We start from the raw sequence: 16140 nt of genomic DNA on the forward strand, positions 1-16140 counted from the left end.
ACTCTATGAACGGTGTGAACGACATGGCCGTCGGCGCGGGAGGTTTCGTGCCGCCGAATCCAGGGGGTGGCGGCGCTGCGGACCCGGGCGGCATGCCCGCGGCGCAACGCGGCATGGGCGCGCAGCCCGAGTCATTCACCGCATGGCACGACGCGCGGCGTCCGCATGCGGGTGACACGGCGCTCGCGGGCAACAACCCGCTGGTGGCGGCCGCCAATCCATTGCTCGACCTGATTCCGCAGATCCGCGCGACCGGCCATCACCCCGCGCCGGCGCAGTTGCGCGAGCACCTGGTCGACGAGGTGCGCCGCTTCGAGACGCGCGCGCAGCAGGCGGGCATCGCGCCCGAGGTGATCATCGGCGCGCGCTACTGCCTGTGCACGGCGGTGGACGAGGCCGCCGCGCTCACACCGTGGGGCGGCAGCATCTGGTCGTCGCAGAGCCTGCTGGTGATGTTCCACAACGAGACCTGGGGCGGCGAGAAATTCTTCCAGCTGCTGTCGCGGCTGGTGCAGAACCCGCAGCAGCACCTGCACCTGATTGAGCTCATCTACTTCTGCCTGGCGCTGGGCTTCGAGGGGCGCTTCCGCGTCATCGACAACGGTCGCTCGCAGCTCGAAACGCTCAAGCAGCGCCTGCTGCAGATCATCCGGCAGACGCGCGGCGAGATCGCGGTGCCGCTGTCGCCGCACTGGCAGGACGCGAGCGCGCCGGTGCGCCGCGCGCGCAACTGGCTGCCGGTGTGGGCCGTGGGCGCGGTGGCGGCGGTGCTGCTGCTCGTGGCGTTCGCGCTGCTCACGTTCAACCTGGCTGGCACGTCCGACGGCGCCTTCGCGGCCGTCAACGCAGTGCGGCTGCCGCAGACCGCGCGCGCCGTGGTCATGCCCGCGCCCACGCCGCGCCTGCAGCGCTTCCTGGAGCCCGAAATCCGCGACGGCCTGCTCACGGTGCGCGACGAGGCCGACCGCAGCGTGGTGGTGCTGCGCGGCGACGGCCTGTTCGCATCGGGCTCCGACCGCGTGCTCGACCGCTATGCGCCGGTGCTCGCGCGCGTGGCCGATGCGCTCAACGCCGTCGAAGGCAATGTGCTCATCAGCGGCTTCAGCGACGACCAGCCGATCCGCAGCGTGCGCTTTCCGTCGAACTGGCAACTCTCGCAGGCCCGCGCCGACGCGGTGAAGAAGATGATCGCCACGCGCCTTTCGAAGCCCGAGCGCCTGCGCGCCGAAGGCCGCGGCGACGCCGACCCCATCGCGCCCAACGACTCGCCGGCCAACCGCGCGCGCAACCGCCGCGTCGAGGTCACGCTGCTGGTGGCGCCGGTGGCAGGCGTACCCGCGCCTGCGGCACAACAGCCGGGAGGAGCCCGCTGATGCTGCGCGCCATCTTCCGTTTTCTCATCAGCCGCGACCTCTGGGTGTTCCTGGGGCTGGTCGCGCTCGCGTTCCTGATCTGGATCATCGGCCCAGCCATCGCGGTGGGCCGCTACCGCCCGCTCGAAGACGAGATCGTGCGCATCGCCGTCATCGCGCTGATGTTCGTGGTGTGGCTCGCGCGGCTGGTCTACCGCAAGTGGCGCGAGCACCGCCTCAATGCGCAGCTGCTGAACCAGCTGCGCACGCCATCCAAGAAGGAGAAAGAGGCCAAGCCCGAGGACGCGCCCGAGATCAAGGAGCTGCAGAGCGGCTTCACTGACGCCACGGCCATCCTCAAGAACATGCGCTTCGGGCAGGGGGCGGACGGCAAGCCCGCCAGCCGCTTCTCTGTTTTCGACCGGCAGTACCTGTACCAGCTGCCCTGGTACATCTTCATCGGCGCGCCGGGCTCGGGCAAGACCACGGCGCTGGTCAACTCCGACCTCGACTTCCCGCTGGCCGACCAGCTCGGCAAGGCGGCCGTGCGCGGCATCGGCGGCACGCGCAACTGCGACTGGTGGTTCACCAACGAGGCGGTGCTCATCGACACCGCCGGGCGCTACACCACGCACGAAAGCAACCGCGAGACCGACGAGAGCGAGTGGAAGGGCTTCCTCGAGCTACTCAAGAAGTTCCGCCCGCGCCAGCCCATCAACGGTGCGATCCTCACCATCAGCATCGCCGACCTGCCGCTGGCCGACGACGCGCAGCGCGCGCGCCACGCAATGGCACTGCGCAAGCGGCTGCTGGAGCTGCGCAACGACCTGGGCATCGACTTTCCGGTGTACGTTCTGGTCACCAAGACCGACCTGCTGGCGGGCTTCAACGAATACTTCGGCTCGCTGGGCCGCGCCGAGCGCCAGCAGGTGTGGGGCTTCACCTTCCCCATCGAAGGCAATGCCGCCAACAGGAACGCGAAGTCTGGCAAGGGCGCGGCCCCGCTGAAGGGCGGCGACCTGCGCGAGCGCTTCCACCAGGAATACAGGCTGCTGCACCAGCGCCTGGACGAACGCCTGCCCGAGCTGCTGGCGGCCGAGCCCGACCCGATGCGGCGCGCGCAGGCCTACCTGCTGCCGCAGCAGTTCGCGAGCTTCGAGGACATCCTCGGCACCTTCCTGGCCGACGTGTTCAATCCGTCGAAGTTCGAGGCCGCGTCGATGCTGCGCGGCGTGTACTTCACCAGCGGCACGCAGGAAGGCACGGCCTTCGACCGCGTGATGGGCGCCATCAAGCGCTACCTGCAGGTCAACGCGCCGCCCGCGCCGCCGCCGGGCCCGGGCAAGAGCTACTTCCTGAAGGAACTGCTGCAGCAGGTGATCTTCCGCGACGCGGGCGTGGCCGGCACCAACCTTCGCTGGTACCGGCGCAAGCGCGCCATCGACATCGCGGGCTACAGCCTGATCGGCGTGCTGCTGGTGGTGCTGCTGGGCGCGTGCGTGAACAGCTGGCGCAACAACAAGGACTACGTGGCCGAGGTCGACGGCAACGCCAAGGCCTTCAACAAGGCGGCGGCGCGCGGCGAGCTGCCGACGGTGGTCGATTCGGGCGGCGACATCGCGAGTTCGCTGCTGATCCTCGACCGGCTGCGCGACCTGCCGAAGTCGAGCCACTTCGACGTCGGCGATCCGCCGCTGTCGTACCGCTTCGGCCTCTACCAGGGCGAGAAGCTGCAGGCCGCCACCGACGGCGTCTACCAGCGTGCCCTGGAAACCGTGCTGCTGCCGCAGGCCGCGCAGCGCGTGGAGCAGTCGCTGCGCGAGGCCTCGAAGAACGACGCCGAATACAGCTACGAGGCGCTCAAGGCCTACCTGATGCTGTTCGACGCCGAGCGCTACGACGCTGATTTCCTGCAGGCCTGGCTGCTGAGCGACGTGGACCGCAAGATCGGCGCGTCGCTCACGCGCGAACAGCGCACCAACCTCGAGTCGCACCTGAAGGCGCTGTTCGCGGGCCGCGTGCTGACTTCGCCCTTCGCGAAGGACGATCGCCTCATCACCCAGACGCGCGAGCGCCTGGCCGGCGTGCCGCTGGCGCAGCGCTCCTATGCGCGGCTGCGGCGCATCCTGCTGCAGACCAGCCCGCCCAACGCCTTCACCATCGCGGAGGCGGGCGGCGCCGAATCGGCGCTGGTGATCCGCCGCGCGAGCGGCAAGCCGCTGACCGACGGCATTCCCACGCTCTTCACCTACCGCGGCTACTGGGACATCTTCGACAAGCGCATGGCCGAGACCACGCTGTCGCTCGAGCAGGAAGACCGCTGGGTGCTGCAGATCCGCGCGCCGGGCATTGCCGACATCACCTCGCGCGAGCTGCTGTTGCGCGAAGTGCGCAGGCTCTATCTGACCGACTACATCCGCGTGTGGGACGAGTACCTCACCGACATCCGGCTGGCCGACAGCCGCTCGCTGCTGCAGAGCATCCAGATGACGCGCGTGCTCTCGACCTCGGAGTCGCCGATGTCGCGCATCATCCGCGGCGCCGCGCGCGAGACCGACCTGCTGCGCAACCACGACGAGGCCGCGCGCAGCCTGCTCGACCAGGCGCAGAACCGCGTGGCCAGCACGCGCGAGCGCATCGAGCAGCTCATCGGCCAGCCCGATGGCAGCCAGCGCCGCAATGCGCAGGTGGACAGGCCCGAGTCGCTGGTCGACAACCACTTCGAGCCGCTGCGCCGCATGGTGACGGCACCCAAGCAGGGCGGGCAGGCGCCCATCGACGCGACTGCCGCGCTCATCAACGAGCTCTACACCTTCCTCACGGCCACCGACACCGCGCTGCGCAGCGGCAACATACCGCCGTCGAGCGACGCCGTCACCAAGGTGCAGGCGGAAGCGGGGCGCCTGCCGGTGCCGTTCCAGGGCATGCTGAACGACCTGTCGGCCACCGCGTCGTCGAAGGCGGCGGCGGTGACGCGGCAGAACATCGGCCAGAGCGCGGCCGCCAGCATCGGCACGTTCTGCAACCAGGCCATCGCGGGGCGCTACCCGTTCTCGCGCGGCTCCAGCCGCGACGTGGCCTCGGGCGACTTCGCGCAGCTGTTCGCGCCGGGCGGGATGATGGACGACTTCTTCCAGAAGAACCTCATCACCCAGGTCGACACCTCGGTCAACCCGTGGGCCTTCAAGCGCGGCGTGGACGGCAGCGCGGCGGGGCGCTCGGCCTACCTCGATTCGTTCCAGAAGGCGCAGGCGATCCGCGACGTGTTCTTCTCGGGCATGGCGGGCGGGCGCACGCCGTCGTTCACGCTCGACATCCGTCCCGAGGACATGGACGCCGCGCTCACGCAGTTCACGCTCGACGTCGACGGCCAGACGGTGCGCTATGCGCACGGCCCGCAGGCGCCCAGCACCGTCAAGTGGCCCGGGCCGCGCAACAGCAACCAGGTGCGCCTGCAGGTGACCACCGCCAACGGCACGCCCGCCGGCGGCATCGTGACCGAGGGGCCGTGGGCGCTGCACCGCCTGTTCGACAAGGCCTCCATCTCGTCGGGCAGATCCCCCGAATCCTTCACCGCGACCTTCGACCTGCAGGGCAAGAAGGTGGTGCTGGCGGTAACGGCCAACAGCGTCTACAACCCGCTTCGCCTTGCGCAGATGAACAGCTTCTCGTGCCCCGGGAAATCATGAACACCCCCAGGCTTCGCGCACTTCGTGTCGCTTCTCCTCCCTCCGTGCAGGGGACAACACCGGCGGCCCGGCAAAGCCGGTTCCGCGGTGTTCCTGGCATATGCCGCGAGGTTGTCGGGAGGCATACGCAATGAACAGCAGCATTCCCCCGCAGGCCTGGGTGCCCGTCGACGAACAGATCGGCTGGTACGGCAAGCTGCCCGCCGCCGGCGACTTTCTCTACCGCCGCATGCCGCGCGAACTGCAGGCGTGGTGGGACCGCTGGATGCAGAACGGCCTGGGCAGCTTCAAGCGCTGGCCCGACGCCATGACGCGGCACTACGCCGTGGCGCCGGTGTGGAACTTCGCGATTCCCGCCACGCAGGGCGTCGAGGCCGTGCAGTTCGGCTGCCTCGCGCCGAGCTGCGACCGCGTGGGCCGCTACTACCCGGTGTGCGTCACCCTGCAGGTGGCCGCGCGCAACTACCGGCCGTCGGTGCTGGAGGGCTCGGCAGCGTGGTACTGGCAATGCGGCAGCGCGCTGCTGCAGGCCATCCGCCACGGCGTGGCGCCGGACCAGTTCGACGGCCAGGTGCTGGCCGCGGGCCGCGCCGGCTTTCACACGGCCAGCGGCGGCTCGGACGACATTCTCTCGATCCTCGGGCCTACAGCGGGTGGCGCGAGCGCCCAGCAGCGGCTCGGCTGGCCGGAGCTTCCACTGTGTTTCGACCCGCTCGGCAGCACCAGCTACTGGTGGACCAACCAGGCCGACGGTTCGCCGTTGCGCACCGCGGCCCATGGCGGCGGGCTCAACACACCGCTATTTTCCAAGTTGTTTTCGCAGGGGCATGTGCCATGGGCATGAAAAGCCGACATCCCGGGGGAGGAGAAGACGCATGAGCACCACGCAGGGCAGCGCAGGCGCGGCGGCCGATACGCCGGCCGATGAACGCCCGCATCCGCTGGAGACGGGCCACCGGCTCGATGAATTCGAACTGCTCGAGGTGATCGGCGAGGGCGGCTTCGGCATCGTCTACCGCGCGTACGACCACTCGCTGCAGCGCGAAGTGGCCATCAAGGAATACATGCCGTCGATGCTCGCGCGCCGCGTGGGCGACGACAGCGTGCTCGTGCGCTCCGAGCGCCTCGCGGCCACCTTCCAGGCGGGGCTGCGCAGCTTCATCAACGAGGCGCGCACGCTCGCGCAGTTCAGCCATCCCGCGCTCGTGCGCGTGCATCGCTTCTGGGAGGCCAACTCGACCGCCTACATGGCGATCCAGCTCTACAAGGGCCGCACCCTGCGGCGCCTCGCCGAAGACGAACCCGGCCGAATCAACGAGGCCTGGTTGCTCGGCATGCTGGGGCCGCTGCTGGGGGCACTGGAGACGCTGCACCGCAGCCAGTGCTTCCACCGCGACATCGCGCCCGACAACATCTTCATCCAGCCCGACGACCTGCCGGTGCTGCTCGATTTCGGCGCGGCGCGCAAGTCCATCGCCGACCTGGTCGACGAGGTGGCGGTGATGGTGAAGTCGGGCTACTCGCCCATCGAGCAGTACGCCGACGACAACACCCTGCTGCAGGGCCCCTGGACCGACCTGTACGCGCTGGGCGCCGTGCTCTACCGTGCCGTGACCGGCCATCCGCCGCCCTCGGCCGTGGTGCGCAGCGTGCAGGACGCCTACGTGCCGCTGTCTTCGATGGGCCGCGACGACCTGAGCCCGGGCTTCTGCGCCGCGGTCGACCACACCCTGGCCGTGCACAGCAAGGACCGCACGCAGACCGTGGCCGCCTTCGCCGCGGAACTGGGGCTGGTCAAGCTGGGCGACATCTATGTGAGCGGCATGGGCGTGCCGGCGGTGATCATTCCCACGGCGCCCGTGTCGTCGACACCTCCGCCTCCGCCGCTCGTGCCGCAGCAGTTCTCGCCGATGTCGGCGCCGGTGCCGCTGGAGCCCTTGCCGGTGGCTGCCGTCGAGGCGCCGGCCCCGGCACCGGCGCCGGCGCCGGCAGTGAAGAAGACCAGGACGCAGAAAGCGGCGTCGTCGCGCCGTCCGCCCTGGGTCATGGTGGGTGTGCTGGTGTTCGCGCTCGTGGCCGTGGGTGGCTGGATCGGGCTGCGCCTGACCTCCGGCATGAAGCCGCAGCAGACCTCCACCGCGATGGTGCCGGTGCCGCCGCCGGCTTCGCCGATGTCGAGCAACACGTCGCCGCCCGCGGTGATGCCTCCGCCGGCCACCGATGCCGGTGCCGCATCGGGCACGCCGGCAGCAGCCACTCCGCCCGTCACCGATGGAGGCCCGGCGACGGCCCCGGCCGCTGGTGGCGGCAGTGCCGGCACCACGGTCGCCGGTGCGCCGGCCGCAACGCCTGCCACGCCGGCCGGCGCACCGCTGACGCCGATCGAGAACGTGCCGGTCAATCCGCCGACCACGACACCGGCCGATACGGCCCTCGCGACCGCCGAGGCGGAAGACTGGAGCCTGGCCCAGGCCGAGAACACACGCGAAGGCTACGAGGCCTACCTGCGCCGCTACCGCCGAGGGCTGCACGCCCGCGACGCCCGCAACGCCATTGCCGAGCTGAACCGGCTGTCTCCACCCACGGTGCCGGCCGCGCCCGACGCGACCGCCGCCGCACCGGGCATGGGCCGCGTGGTGCTCAACATCCGCCCCTGGGGCCAGGTCTTCGTCGACGGCGCCGACCGCGGCGTGAGCCCGCCGCTCAAGTCGCTGCCGCTGCGTCCCGGCATCTACAACATCGAGGTGCGCAACGGCGACCTCGAGGTGTATCGGCAACGGGTGACAGTGCAGGACAGCAAGTCGGCGCCCGTGGTGAGTCACGAGTTCAAGTAGCGGGCTGCAGCTGCCTCCGGATTCTTCAGGCGCTGCCCCGCAGCGCCCGCCGGTACTGCACCGCCTCCGCCAGATGCTCCACCTGCACCGCCTGCGCCGACCCCAGGTCCGCGATCGTGCGTGCCACCTTCAGCGCGCGGTGCGTGCTGCGCGCGGACCATCCCAGCTTGGCCGCCGCGTTGAACATGAACTTGCGGGCCGCATCGTCGAGGCCGGCGTGCTGGTCGATCGCGCTGCCCTGCAGTGACTGGTTGGCGTACCCCTGGCGCTGCATTGCACGTTCGCGCGCGGCGATCACCCGGCCGCGGATGCTCTCCGTCGATTCGCCGGGGGGCGCGTCTAGAAGTTGCTGCGCCGATACCGCGGGCACCTCGATGTGCAGGTCGATGCGGTCGAGCAGCGGGCCGCTGAGCTTGCCCTGGTAGCGCGAGATCTGGTCGGGCGTGCAGCGGCAGGCTTTTGAGGCGGAACCCAGGTAGCCGCAAGGGCAGGGGTTCATCGCGGCGATCAACTGGAATCTGGCCGGGAATTCGGCACTCCGGGCGGCGCGGGCAATGGTGATGGTGCCGGTTTCCAGCGGCTCCCGCAGCGCCTCCAGCGCCGAGCGGGCGAATTCCGGAAACTCGTCCAGGAAGAGAACGCCGTGGTGCGCGCGCGAGATCTCTCCGGGCCGGGGCGGAGAACCGCCACCTACGAGTGCCACCGCGCTGGAGGTGTGATGCGGCGCAGACGTGGGCCGAAGCATCCAGCGCTCCGTCGCGAAGCGGCCGCCCAGGCTGGCCACCGCCGCGCTCTCCAGCGCCTCCTCGATGCTCATGGCCGGCAGCAGCCCCGCGAAGCGCTGCGCGAGCATCGACTTGCCCGATCCCGGCTCGCCCATCATCAGCAGGCTGTGGCCGCCGGCCGCGGCGATTTCCAGCGCGCGCTTGGCGCCCGCGTGCCCCTTGACGTCGGCCAGGTCGGCGTAGCGCGGTGCGCTGGCGCCGGGCGCCGCACGGATCCGCGCCCAGCCGTCGGGCGGCGGATCGGGCCATTGCGAGGCGGCCTCGGTGTCGACCACGAACTGCCGCACCACATCCAGCAGATGCCGTGCGCCATAGACCTCGCCGTCGGGCACCAGAGCGGCCTCGTGCGCACTGTCCAGGGGCAGCACCAGCCGCGTCGCCACGCCGCGCGTGTGCAGGGCCAGCGCCATGGCCAGAGCGCCGCGCACCGGCCTCAGCTCGCCCGAGAGCGACAGTTCGCCCGCGAACTCGTGTCCGGCCAGCCTGGCGCCGTCGATCTGCCCGCTGGCCGCGAGGATGCCCAGCGCGATGGGCAGGTCGAAGCGCCCGGAGTCCTTGGGCAGGTCCGCGGGGGCCAGGTTCACCACTATCTTCTTGTTGTTGGGGTATTCGAGCCCCGCGTTCTGGATGGCCGAGCGCACGCGTTCGCGGGCTTCCTTGACCTCGGTTTCCGCCAGGCCGACCAGCGTGAAGCTGGGCAGGCCGTTGGCCAGATGCACCTCGACCGTGACACTGGCCGCTTCCAGCCCCAGCAAGGCTCGCCCCTGCACCAAAGACAAACTCATTTTTCTCCCTGTCCCCAAGATGGTGCGTCCATCTGTGGTGTGTCCGCGGTGGTGCGAACCTGTTGAAAGCCGCAACCGCTCGAAACAAGCGTTGTAACGATTTCGCTCACAACACGACGCGGGCGAGTCGCATGGGGCACAGGTATTTGTGCAGTTTGGCACGCTCCCTGCTTTGAGCCTCTCAGGTCCAACAACACACTTGCGAGGAGTTTCCCGATGACGCACCGTACCGCCGCCAAGGCGATGATCGTTCTGGCCGCTGCATTGACCGCTTCGGGCGCAGCCCTGGCCCAGGCGACGACCGATGCCCCGGCCGCCGCGCCCGCCCCGGATTTCACGGGCAACGTCTCGCTGACCACGAACTACAAGTTTCGCGGCCAGGACCAGGACATGATCGGCAAGAACGACTACGCCAAGACCAAGGGCTTCAAGCCCGCGATCCAGGGCGGCTTCGACTACGCCTTCGGCAGCAGCGGCTTCTACGTGGGCAACTGGAACTCCAGCGTCAACTGGCAGAAGGGCAACAGCATCGAGAGCGACATCTACGGCGGCTACAAGTTCAAGGCCGGCCCGCTCGACATGGACGTGGGTGCGCTCACCTACATCTACCCGGGCAACTCGGCGGGCAACACCACCGAGCTGTACGTCGGCGCGACCTATGCCAACGAAACCTTCGGTTCGTTCACCGCCAAGTACTCGCACACCGTGTCGAAGGACTACTTCGGCTACGCCGGCAACAAGGCCGGCTCGGGCCTGAAGGGCACCAACACCGGCTACCTGAACCTGTCGTACAGCAAGGAAATCGTGCCCAAGGTCACGCTGAAGGCGGCCGTGGGCTACACCAACATGTCCAGCGACATCCGCAGCCTGGGCTACAAGAGCTACGTGGACTACAACGTGGGCGCGAGCTACGACTTCGGCAACGGCCTGTCGCTGACCGGCTCGGTGCAGGGCGCCAACAAGAAGAGCTCGTACCTCGCGGTGTCCAACCCGGGCATCGACCTCGGCTTCGGCCCCATCGGCCAGACCACCTACTCGCCGAACAAGGCGCGCTTCATCCTCACGCTGACGAAGACGCTGTAAGCAGCAGAACAACGAGATGCGGCCCAAGCTGCCGCATCGTTTCATTTCCATCCAAAGGAGAAAACTCATGAAGCTGGTCACAGCCATCATCAAACCGTTCAAGCTCGACGAGGTGCGCGAAGCACTGTCGGCCATCGGCGTGCAGGGGATCACCGTCACCGAGGTGAAGGGCTTCGGACGCCAGAAGGGCCACACCGAGCTCTACCGCGGCGCGGAGTACGTGGTCGACTTCCTGCCCAAGGTGAAGATCGAGGCGGCCGTCTCCGACGACCTCGTGGATCGCGTGATCGAAGCCGTCGAAGGCGCCGCCCGTACCGGCAAGATCGGCGACGGCAAGATTTTTGTCTACAACCTCGAGCAGGTCGTTCGCATCCGCACCGGCGAAACGGGCCGCGAAGCCCTCTGATCGAGTCCTGGCCCGAAAGAACAACGATTATGAAAAAACTGCTTGTCTCTCTTGCGCTCGGCTTGAGCGTGCTTGCCGCCGGTACTTCCGGCTTCGCACAGACCCCGGCAGCGCCTGCTGCCGAGGCACCGGCCGCAACGGCTCCCGCAGCGGCAGCGCCCGCCGCGGCGGCTCCGGCCGATGCAGCCGCGGCACCCGCCGCAGCGGCGCCCGCGGCCGCACCCGCCGCTGCCCCGGCTCCGAAGATCGACTCCGGCGACACCGCCTGGATGCTGACTTCGACCCTCCTCGTGATCCTGATGACCATCCCCGGCCTCGCGCTGTTCTACGGCGGCCTGGGCCGTTCGAAGAACATGCTGTCGGTGCTGATGCAGGTCTTCGTGATCTTCTCGCTCATCAGCATCCTGTGGGCCGTCTACGGCTACAGCCTGGCCTTCTCGGGTGACGGCAACTTCTTCGGAGGATTCGACAAGATCTTCATGAAGGGCATCACGCAGGAAACCTTCGGTGCGCTGACCACCATTCCCGAGTACGTGTTCGTCGCCTTCCAGGGCACGTTCGCGGCCATCACCGTGGCGCTGATCGTCGGCGCCTTCGCGGAGCGCGCCAAGTTCTCGGCCGTGCTGCTGTTCTCGGTGCTGTGGTTCACCTTCAGCTACGTGCCGATCGCCCACATCGTTTGGGGCGGCGGCCTGCTGGGCAAGGACGGCGCGCTGGACTTCGCCGGCGGCACCGTGGTGCACATCAACGCCGGTGTGGCCGGTCTCGTGGGTGCCTACATGGTCGGCAAGCGCGTCGGCTACGGCAAGGAAGCGTTCACGCCTCACTCGCTCACGCTCACCATGGTCGGCGCTTCGCTGCTGTGGGTCGGCTGGTTCGGCTTCAACGCCGGCTCGGCTGGTGCCGCCAACGCCCTGGCCGGCCTGGCCTTCATCAACACGGTGCTCGCCACCGCTGCCGCCGCGCTGTCGTGGATCCTGGGCGAGAGCCTGCACAAGGGCAAGGCCTCGATGCTGGGTGCAGCATCCGGTGCCGTCGCCGGCCTCGTGGCCGTCACGCCCGCCGCCGGTTTCGTCGGCCCGATGGGTTCGATCGTGCTGGGCCTGCTGGCCGGCCTGGTCTGCCTGTGGGGCGTGGGCGGCCTGAAGCGCATGCTGGGTGCGGACGACGCGTTCGACGTGTTCGGCGTGCATGGCGTGGGCGGTATCCTGGGTGCCATCCTGACCGGCGTGTTCGCGGCCAAGGGCCTCGGCGGCACCGGCGGCGCGACGCCCGACACCTTCTCGATGGGCGCGCAAGTCTGGATCCAGATCAAGAGCGTGGCGCTCACGGTCGTGTGGTCCGGCGTGGTGGCCTTCATCGCCTACAAGATCGCCGACCTGACCCTCGGCCTGCGTGTGTCGGAAGAAGAAGAGCGCGAAGGCCTCGACATTTCTTCCCACGGCGAAACCGCATACAACAGGTAAACCGAAGCCCCCTTGCAGGGGGGCAGCACCTGCGGCCCGGCGAAGCCGGTTCCGCGGTGGTCTTGAATTGAAGAACGAGTTTTTCAAGCGAGGTCTCCTTTGGATGTTCAGCCCGCAAGCGCTCCGGCGCCGGCGGGCTTTTTTTTGCCCGCCTGCGCAATGGGCGGGAGCACAATCGGCCCACCATGTGGACCTCCATCGAAGACAGTCTCTGCGAGCTCGGCGAATCGCCGTTCTGGCACCCCCAGGAACGATCGCTCTACTGGCTCGACATTCCCGGCCGCGCCGTGCTGCGAACGCGCGGCGACATCGGCACGCCGGGTGCCACGGTCGAGCGCTGGGCCCTGCCCACCGAGCCCGGCTGCATGGCGCCGGCGCGGCGCGGCGGCCTCGTCATTGCGCTGCGCGACGGCATCTACCGCGCGCGCGAATGGGGCGGCGAGCTGGCCGCGATGGCGCGCGTGGAGCACGACGTGCGCACCATGCGCTTCAACGACGGCAAGTGCGACGCGCTGGGCCGCTTCTGGGGCGGCTCGCTCAACGAGGCCAAGGACCGGCCCAACGCCGCGCTCTACTGCCTCGACGCGCGCAGCGACACCGGCATCTCGCCCACCATCACGCAGATGGCCAACCAGGCCACCACCGCCAACGGCCTCGCCTTCTCGCCCGACGCCCGCACGCTCTACTGGGCGGACACCGCGGCGCACGTGGTGCATGCATGGGACTGGGACGCCGAGGCCAATTCGCTCTCGCATGCGCGCGTGTTCCAGCAGTTCAGCGCCAAGCCCGAAGGCTGGACGCCCGCGTCGCCGCTGCACTACGACGGCCGCCCCGACGGCGCCACCATCGATGCGCAGGGCCACTACTGGGTGGCCATGTTCGAAGGGGCGCAGCTGCTGCGATTTTCGCCCTCGGGCGAGCGCGTGGCCTCCGTCGCGGTGCCGGTGCAGTGCCCGACCATGCCCTGTTTCGGCGGCGACGACCTGAAGACGCTGTTCGTCACCAGCGCCCGCAAGGGCCGGCCGGCCGACGAGATCGCGCAGCGCCCGGCCTCGGGCATGGTGATCGCGATGCGGGTCGACGCGCCGGGCCTGCCGGTGAGCTTCTTCGAAGACTGAAGGCCGAAGAGGGTTCTCAGGCGCGCATGGCCCTGCAGCACATTCCGCCGATCCAGTGCCTGCTGACCTTCGAGGCGGTGGCACGGCTGCGGCATGCGGGCCGCGCGGCCGACGAGCTGTGCGTCACGCCCAGCGCGGTGAGCCACCGCATCCGCCAGCTCGAGGCGCACGTGGGCTTCAAGCTGTTCGGGCGCAGCGACTTCAGCCTCACGGCCGACGGCGCGGCCTATCTTGCGAACGTGCGCACCGGGCTTGCCGCGCTGCAGGCCACGCCGTTGGGCGCAGGCGCGGCCCAGCGCGCGACGCGCCTTCGCATCGCCGTCACGCCGACCTTCAGCCGGCAGTTCCTCATGCCCCGGCTCGAGCTGTTCCGCAACATCTATCCCGACATCGAACTGGTGCTGCAGGTGTCCATTCCGCTGCTCGACGTGACGGCCGAGCAGGCCGACCTGGAGGTGCGCTACGGCCCCGGCGGCTATGCCGACTGCGAGCACCGCCTCGTGCTCGAGGAGCAGGTGGTGCCCGCCTGCAGCCCGAGCTACCTCAACGAGTTCGGGCCGTTCCACGGCTTTCGCAGCGCGGCCGAGATCGCAAGCGCGCGGCTGATCCGCAGCCCGCTCGAGCCCTGGGGCACCTGGTTCGCGAGCTGCGGGCTCGACCAGCCAGAGCCGCACGTCGGCTCGCAGTTCAACGACCTGGGGCTGGTGTACGACGCCGCCGCCAGCGGGTTCGGCGTGGCGCTGGTGCGCCAGAAGATGGGCGCGGCGTGGTTCGAGTCGGGGCGGCTGGTGGCGCTGTCCGACCGGGCGGTGGCGTCGCCGCACCGGCACTACATCTGCTGGCAGCCGGGCACGATGGAGCGCTGGGAGTGCGCGGCCTTCGCCGACTGGCTCGAACAGAGCCTGCGCTGACGCCGCCGGCAAAGTTCTCTCAAGCACCCGGCAAAAATCCATCAACCCGGGGCTGCCGGAATGTCCGTAGAGTGCGGTACACCCGAGACATCCGCGAACAGAAGAAAAGAGGCCCGCCGATGAACGCGCCGCTCACCCCCACGCACCACGATTCGCTACAGAAAACGGAGCGCCAGTCCCAGGTGGTCCACGCGCTGCAGGCGCACCTGCCCGCCCACGCGCTGATCTGGCACGACGAAGACACCACGCCCTACGAGTGCGACGGCCTCACCGCCTACCGCGCCCGTCCGCTCGTGGTAGCCCTGCCCGAGACCGAGGCGCAGGTGGCCGCCGTGCTCAAGACCTGCCACCAGCTCGGCGTGCCCGTGGTGGCGCGCGGCGCGGGCACCGGGCTCTCGGGCGGCGCCATGCCGCACACCATGGGCGTGACGATGTCGCTCGCCAAGTTCAACCGCATCCTGAAGATCGACCCGGTGAGCCGCACGGCGGTGGTGCAGTGCGGCGTGCGCAACCTGGCCATCAGCGAAGCTGCCGCGCCCTTCAACCTCTATTACGCGCCCGATCCGTCCAGCCAGATCGCCTGCACCATCGGCGGCAACGTGGCCGAGAACTCCGGCGGCGTGCACTGCCTCAAGTACGGCCTGACGCTGCACAACGTGCTGCGCGTGCGCGGCTTCACGGCCGAGGGCGAGCCCATCGAGTTCGGCGGCGACGCGCTCGACGCGCCGGGGCTCGACCTGCTAGCGCTGGTCATCGGCAGCGAGGGCATGCTGGCCGTGACCACCGAGGTCACCGTCAAGCTGGTGCCCAAGCCGCAGCTCGCGCGCTGCATCATGGCCAGCTTCGACGACGTGCGAAAGGCCGGCGACGCGGTGGCCGCGGTGATCGCGGCGGGCATCATCCCGGCGGGGCTTGAAATGATGGACAAGCCCATGACCGCCGCGGTCGAAGACTTCGTGCGCGCGGGCTACGACCTCGATGCCGCCGCCATCCTGCTGTGCGAATCGGACGGCACGCCCGAGGAGGTGGAAGAAGAAATCGGCCGCATGACCGCCGTGCTGCGCGGCTGCGGCGCCACCGCCATCGCCTGCAGCAACAGCGAGGAAGAGCGCATGAAGTTCTGGAGCGGGCGCAAGAACGCGTTTCCCGCCTCGGGCCGCATCAGCCCGGACTACATGTGCCTCGACTCGACGATTCCGCGCAAGCGGCTCGCCGACATCCTTCTGGCTATCCAGGAGATGGAGAAAAGATACAACCTGCGTTGCTGCAACGTGTTCCACGCGGGCGACGGCAACCTGCACCCGCTGGTGCTGTTCGACGCCAATGACCCCGACGAGCTGCACCGCTGCGAGCTCTTCGGCGCGGACATCCTGGAGACCAGCGTAGCCATGGGCGGCACGGTGTCGGGCGAGCATGGCGTGGGCGTGGAGAAGCTCAACAGCATGTGCGTGCAGTTCACTGCGGCGGAGAACGAGCAGATGTTCGGGGTGAAGCGCGCGTTCGATCCCGAAGGGATGCTGAACCCCGGCAAGGTGATCCCTACGCTGCAGCGCTGTGCCGAGTACGGCAAGCAGGTGGTGCGAGGGGGGAAGTTGTCGCATCCGGATCTGCCGAGGTTCTGATGAGGGGTTGTCTTGTTTTTTGTTGTCGGGCTCGTTCGGGGCGCGCTCACGCCGACGGGGTACCTTGCTCCGCGAATGTCCCCCGGCCT

The 16140-nt window shown here is 69.0% G+C and carries 11 protein-coding genes; 10 read left to right on the forward strand and 1 reads right to left on the reverse strand.

Annotated features, from left to right (window positions below; all coding sequences use genetic code 11):
- Positions 1 to 5 precede the first annotated feature (5 nt).
- The 4 genes from QRN67_RS10395 to QRN67_RS10410 all read left to right on the forward strand — a co-directional run bounded on the left by QRN67_RS10395 (position 6) and on the right by QRN67_RS10410 (position 7875).
- Positions 6 to 1373, forward strand: a complete 1368-nt coding sequence (locus tag QRN67_RS10395) for a DotU family type VI secretion system protein (RefSeq protein ID WP_285411683.1) — start codon at positions 6 to 8, stop codon at positions 1371 to 1373.
- On the forward strand, positions 1373 to 5041 hold the full coding sequence (tssM, locus tag QRN67_RS10400; protein ID WP_285411684.1) for a type VI secretion system membrane subunit TssM: 3669 nt from the start codon (positions 1373 to 1375) through the stop codon (positions 5039 to 5041). Before QRN67_RS10395 ends, tssM begins: the two co-directional genes overlap by 1 nt.
- A 130-nt stretch (positions 5042 to 5171) precedes the next feature.
- Positions 5172 to 5885 carry a type VI secretion system-associated protein TagF gene (gene tagF / locus QRN67_RS10405; protein ID WP_285411685.1) on the forward strand — a complete coding sequence of 238 codons (714 nt, stop codon included), beginning with the start codon at positions 5172 to 5174 and terminating at the stop codon, positions 5883 to 5885.
- Between the two features lie 31 nt (positions 5886 to 5916).
- On the forward strand, positions 5917 to 7875 hold the full coding sequence (locus QRN67_RS10410; RefSeq protein ID WP_285411686.1) for a serine/threonine protein kinase: 1959 nt from the start codon (positions 5917 to 5919) through the stop codon (positions 7873 to 7875).
- Between the two features lie 25 nt (positions 7876 to 7900).
- Here QRN67_RS10410 and QRN67_RS10415 read toward each other — a convergent pair whose 3' ends face one another.
- Positions 7901 to 9445: a YifB family Mg chelatase-like AAA ATPase gene (locus QRN67_RS10415; RefSeq protein ID WP_106936122.1), complete on the reverse strand. Its 1545-nt coding sequence runs from the start codon at positions 9443 to 9445 to the stop codon at positions 7901 to 7903.
- 216 nt (positions 9446 to 9661) lie between these two features.
- On the opposite strand from QRN67_RS10415, the gene QRN67_RS10420 reads away from it, so the two are divergent.
- The 6 genes from QRN67_RS10420 (at position 9662) to QRN67_RS10445 (ending at position 16051) form a co-directional block, all read left to right on the forward strand.
- Positions 9662 to 10528 (forward strand): TorF family putative porin, encoded by an 867-nt coding sequence (locus QRN67_RS10420; RefSeq protein ID WP_081268199.1) that lies wholly within the window; start codon positions 9662 to 9664, stop codon positions 10526 to 10528.
- Positions 10529 to 10595: 67 nt separating this feature from the next.
- A complete protein-coding gene (gene glnK / locus QRN67_RS10425) occupies positions 10596 to 10934 on the forward strand; it encodes a P-II family nitrogen regulator (RefSeq protein ID WP_007833403.1) in 339 nt (112 codons plus the stop codon).
- A gap of 29 nt (positions 10935 to 10963) precedes the next feature.
- Complete coding sequence (locus QRN67_RS10430) at positions 10964 to 12400, forward strand: ammonium transporter (RefSeq protein ID WP_106936121.1); 1437 nt, start codon at positions 10964 to 10966, stop codon at positions 12398 to 12400.
- Between the two features lie 185 nt (positions 12401 to 12585).
- Positions 12586 to 13518 carry an SMP-30/gluconolactonase/LRE family protein gene (locus tag QRN67_RS10435; RefSeq protein ID WP_285411687.1) on the forward strand — a complete coding sequence of 311 codons (933 nt, stop codon included), beginning with the start codon at positions 12586 to 12588 and terminating at the stop codon, positions 13516 to 13518.
- A 26-nt stretch (positions 13519 to 13544) separates the two neighbouring features.
- Positions 13545 to 14429, forward strand: coding sequence for a LysR substrate-binding domain-containing protein (locus tag QRN67_RS10440; protein WP_285411688.1), 885 nt, complete (start codon positions 13545 to 13547; stop codon positions 14427 to 14429).
- A 119-nt stretch (positions 14430 to 14548) separates the two neighbouring features.
- On the forward strand, positions 14549 to 16051 hold the full coding sequence (locus QRN67_RS10445; RefSeq protein ID WP_285411690.1) for an FAD-linked oxidase C-terminal domain-containing protein: 1503 nt from the start codon (positions 14549 to 14551) through the stop codon (positions 16049 to 16051).
- The last annotated feature ends 89 nt before the right edge of the window (positions 16052 to 16140 follow it).

Source organism: Variovorax sp. efr-133-TYG-130 (assembly GCF_030208835.1).
Lineage (GTDB): Bacteria > Pseudomonadota > Gammaproteobacteria > Burkholderiales > Burkholderiaceae_C > Variovorax.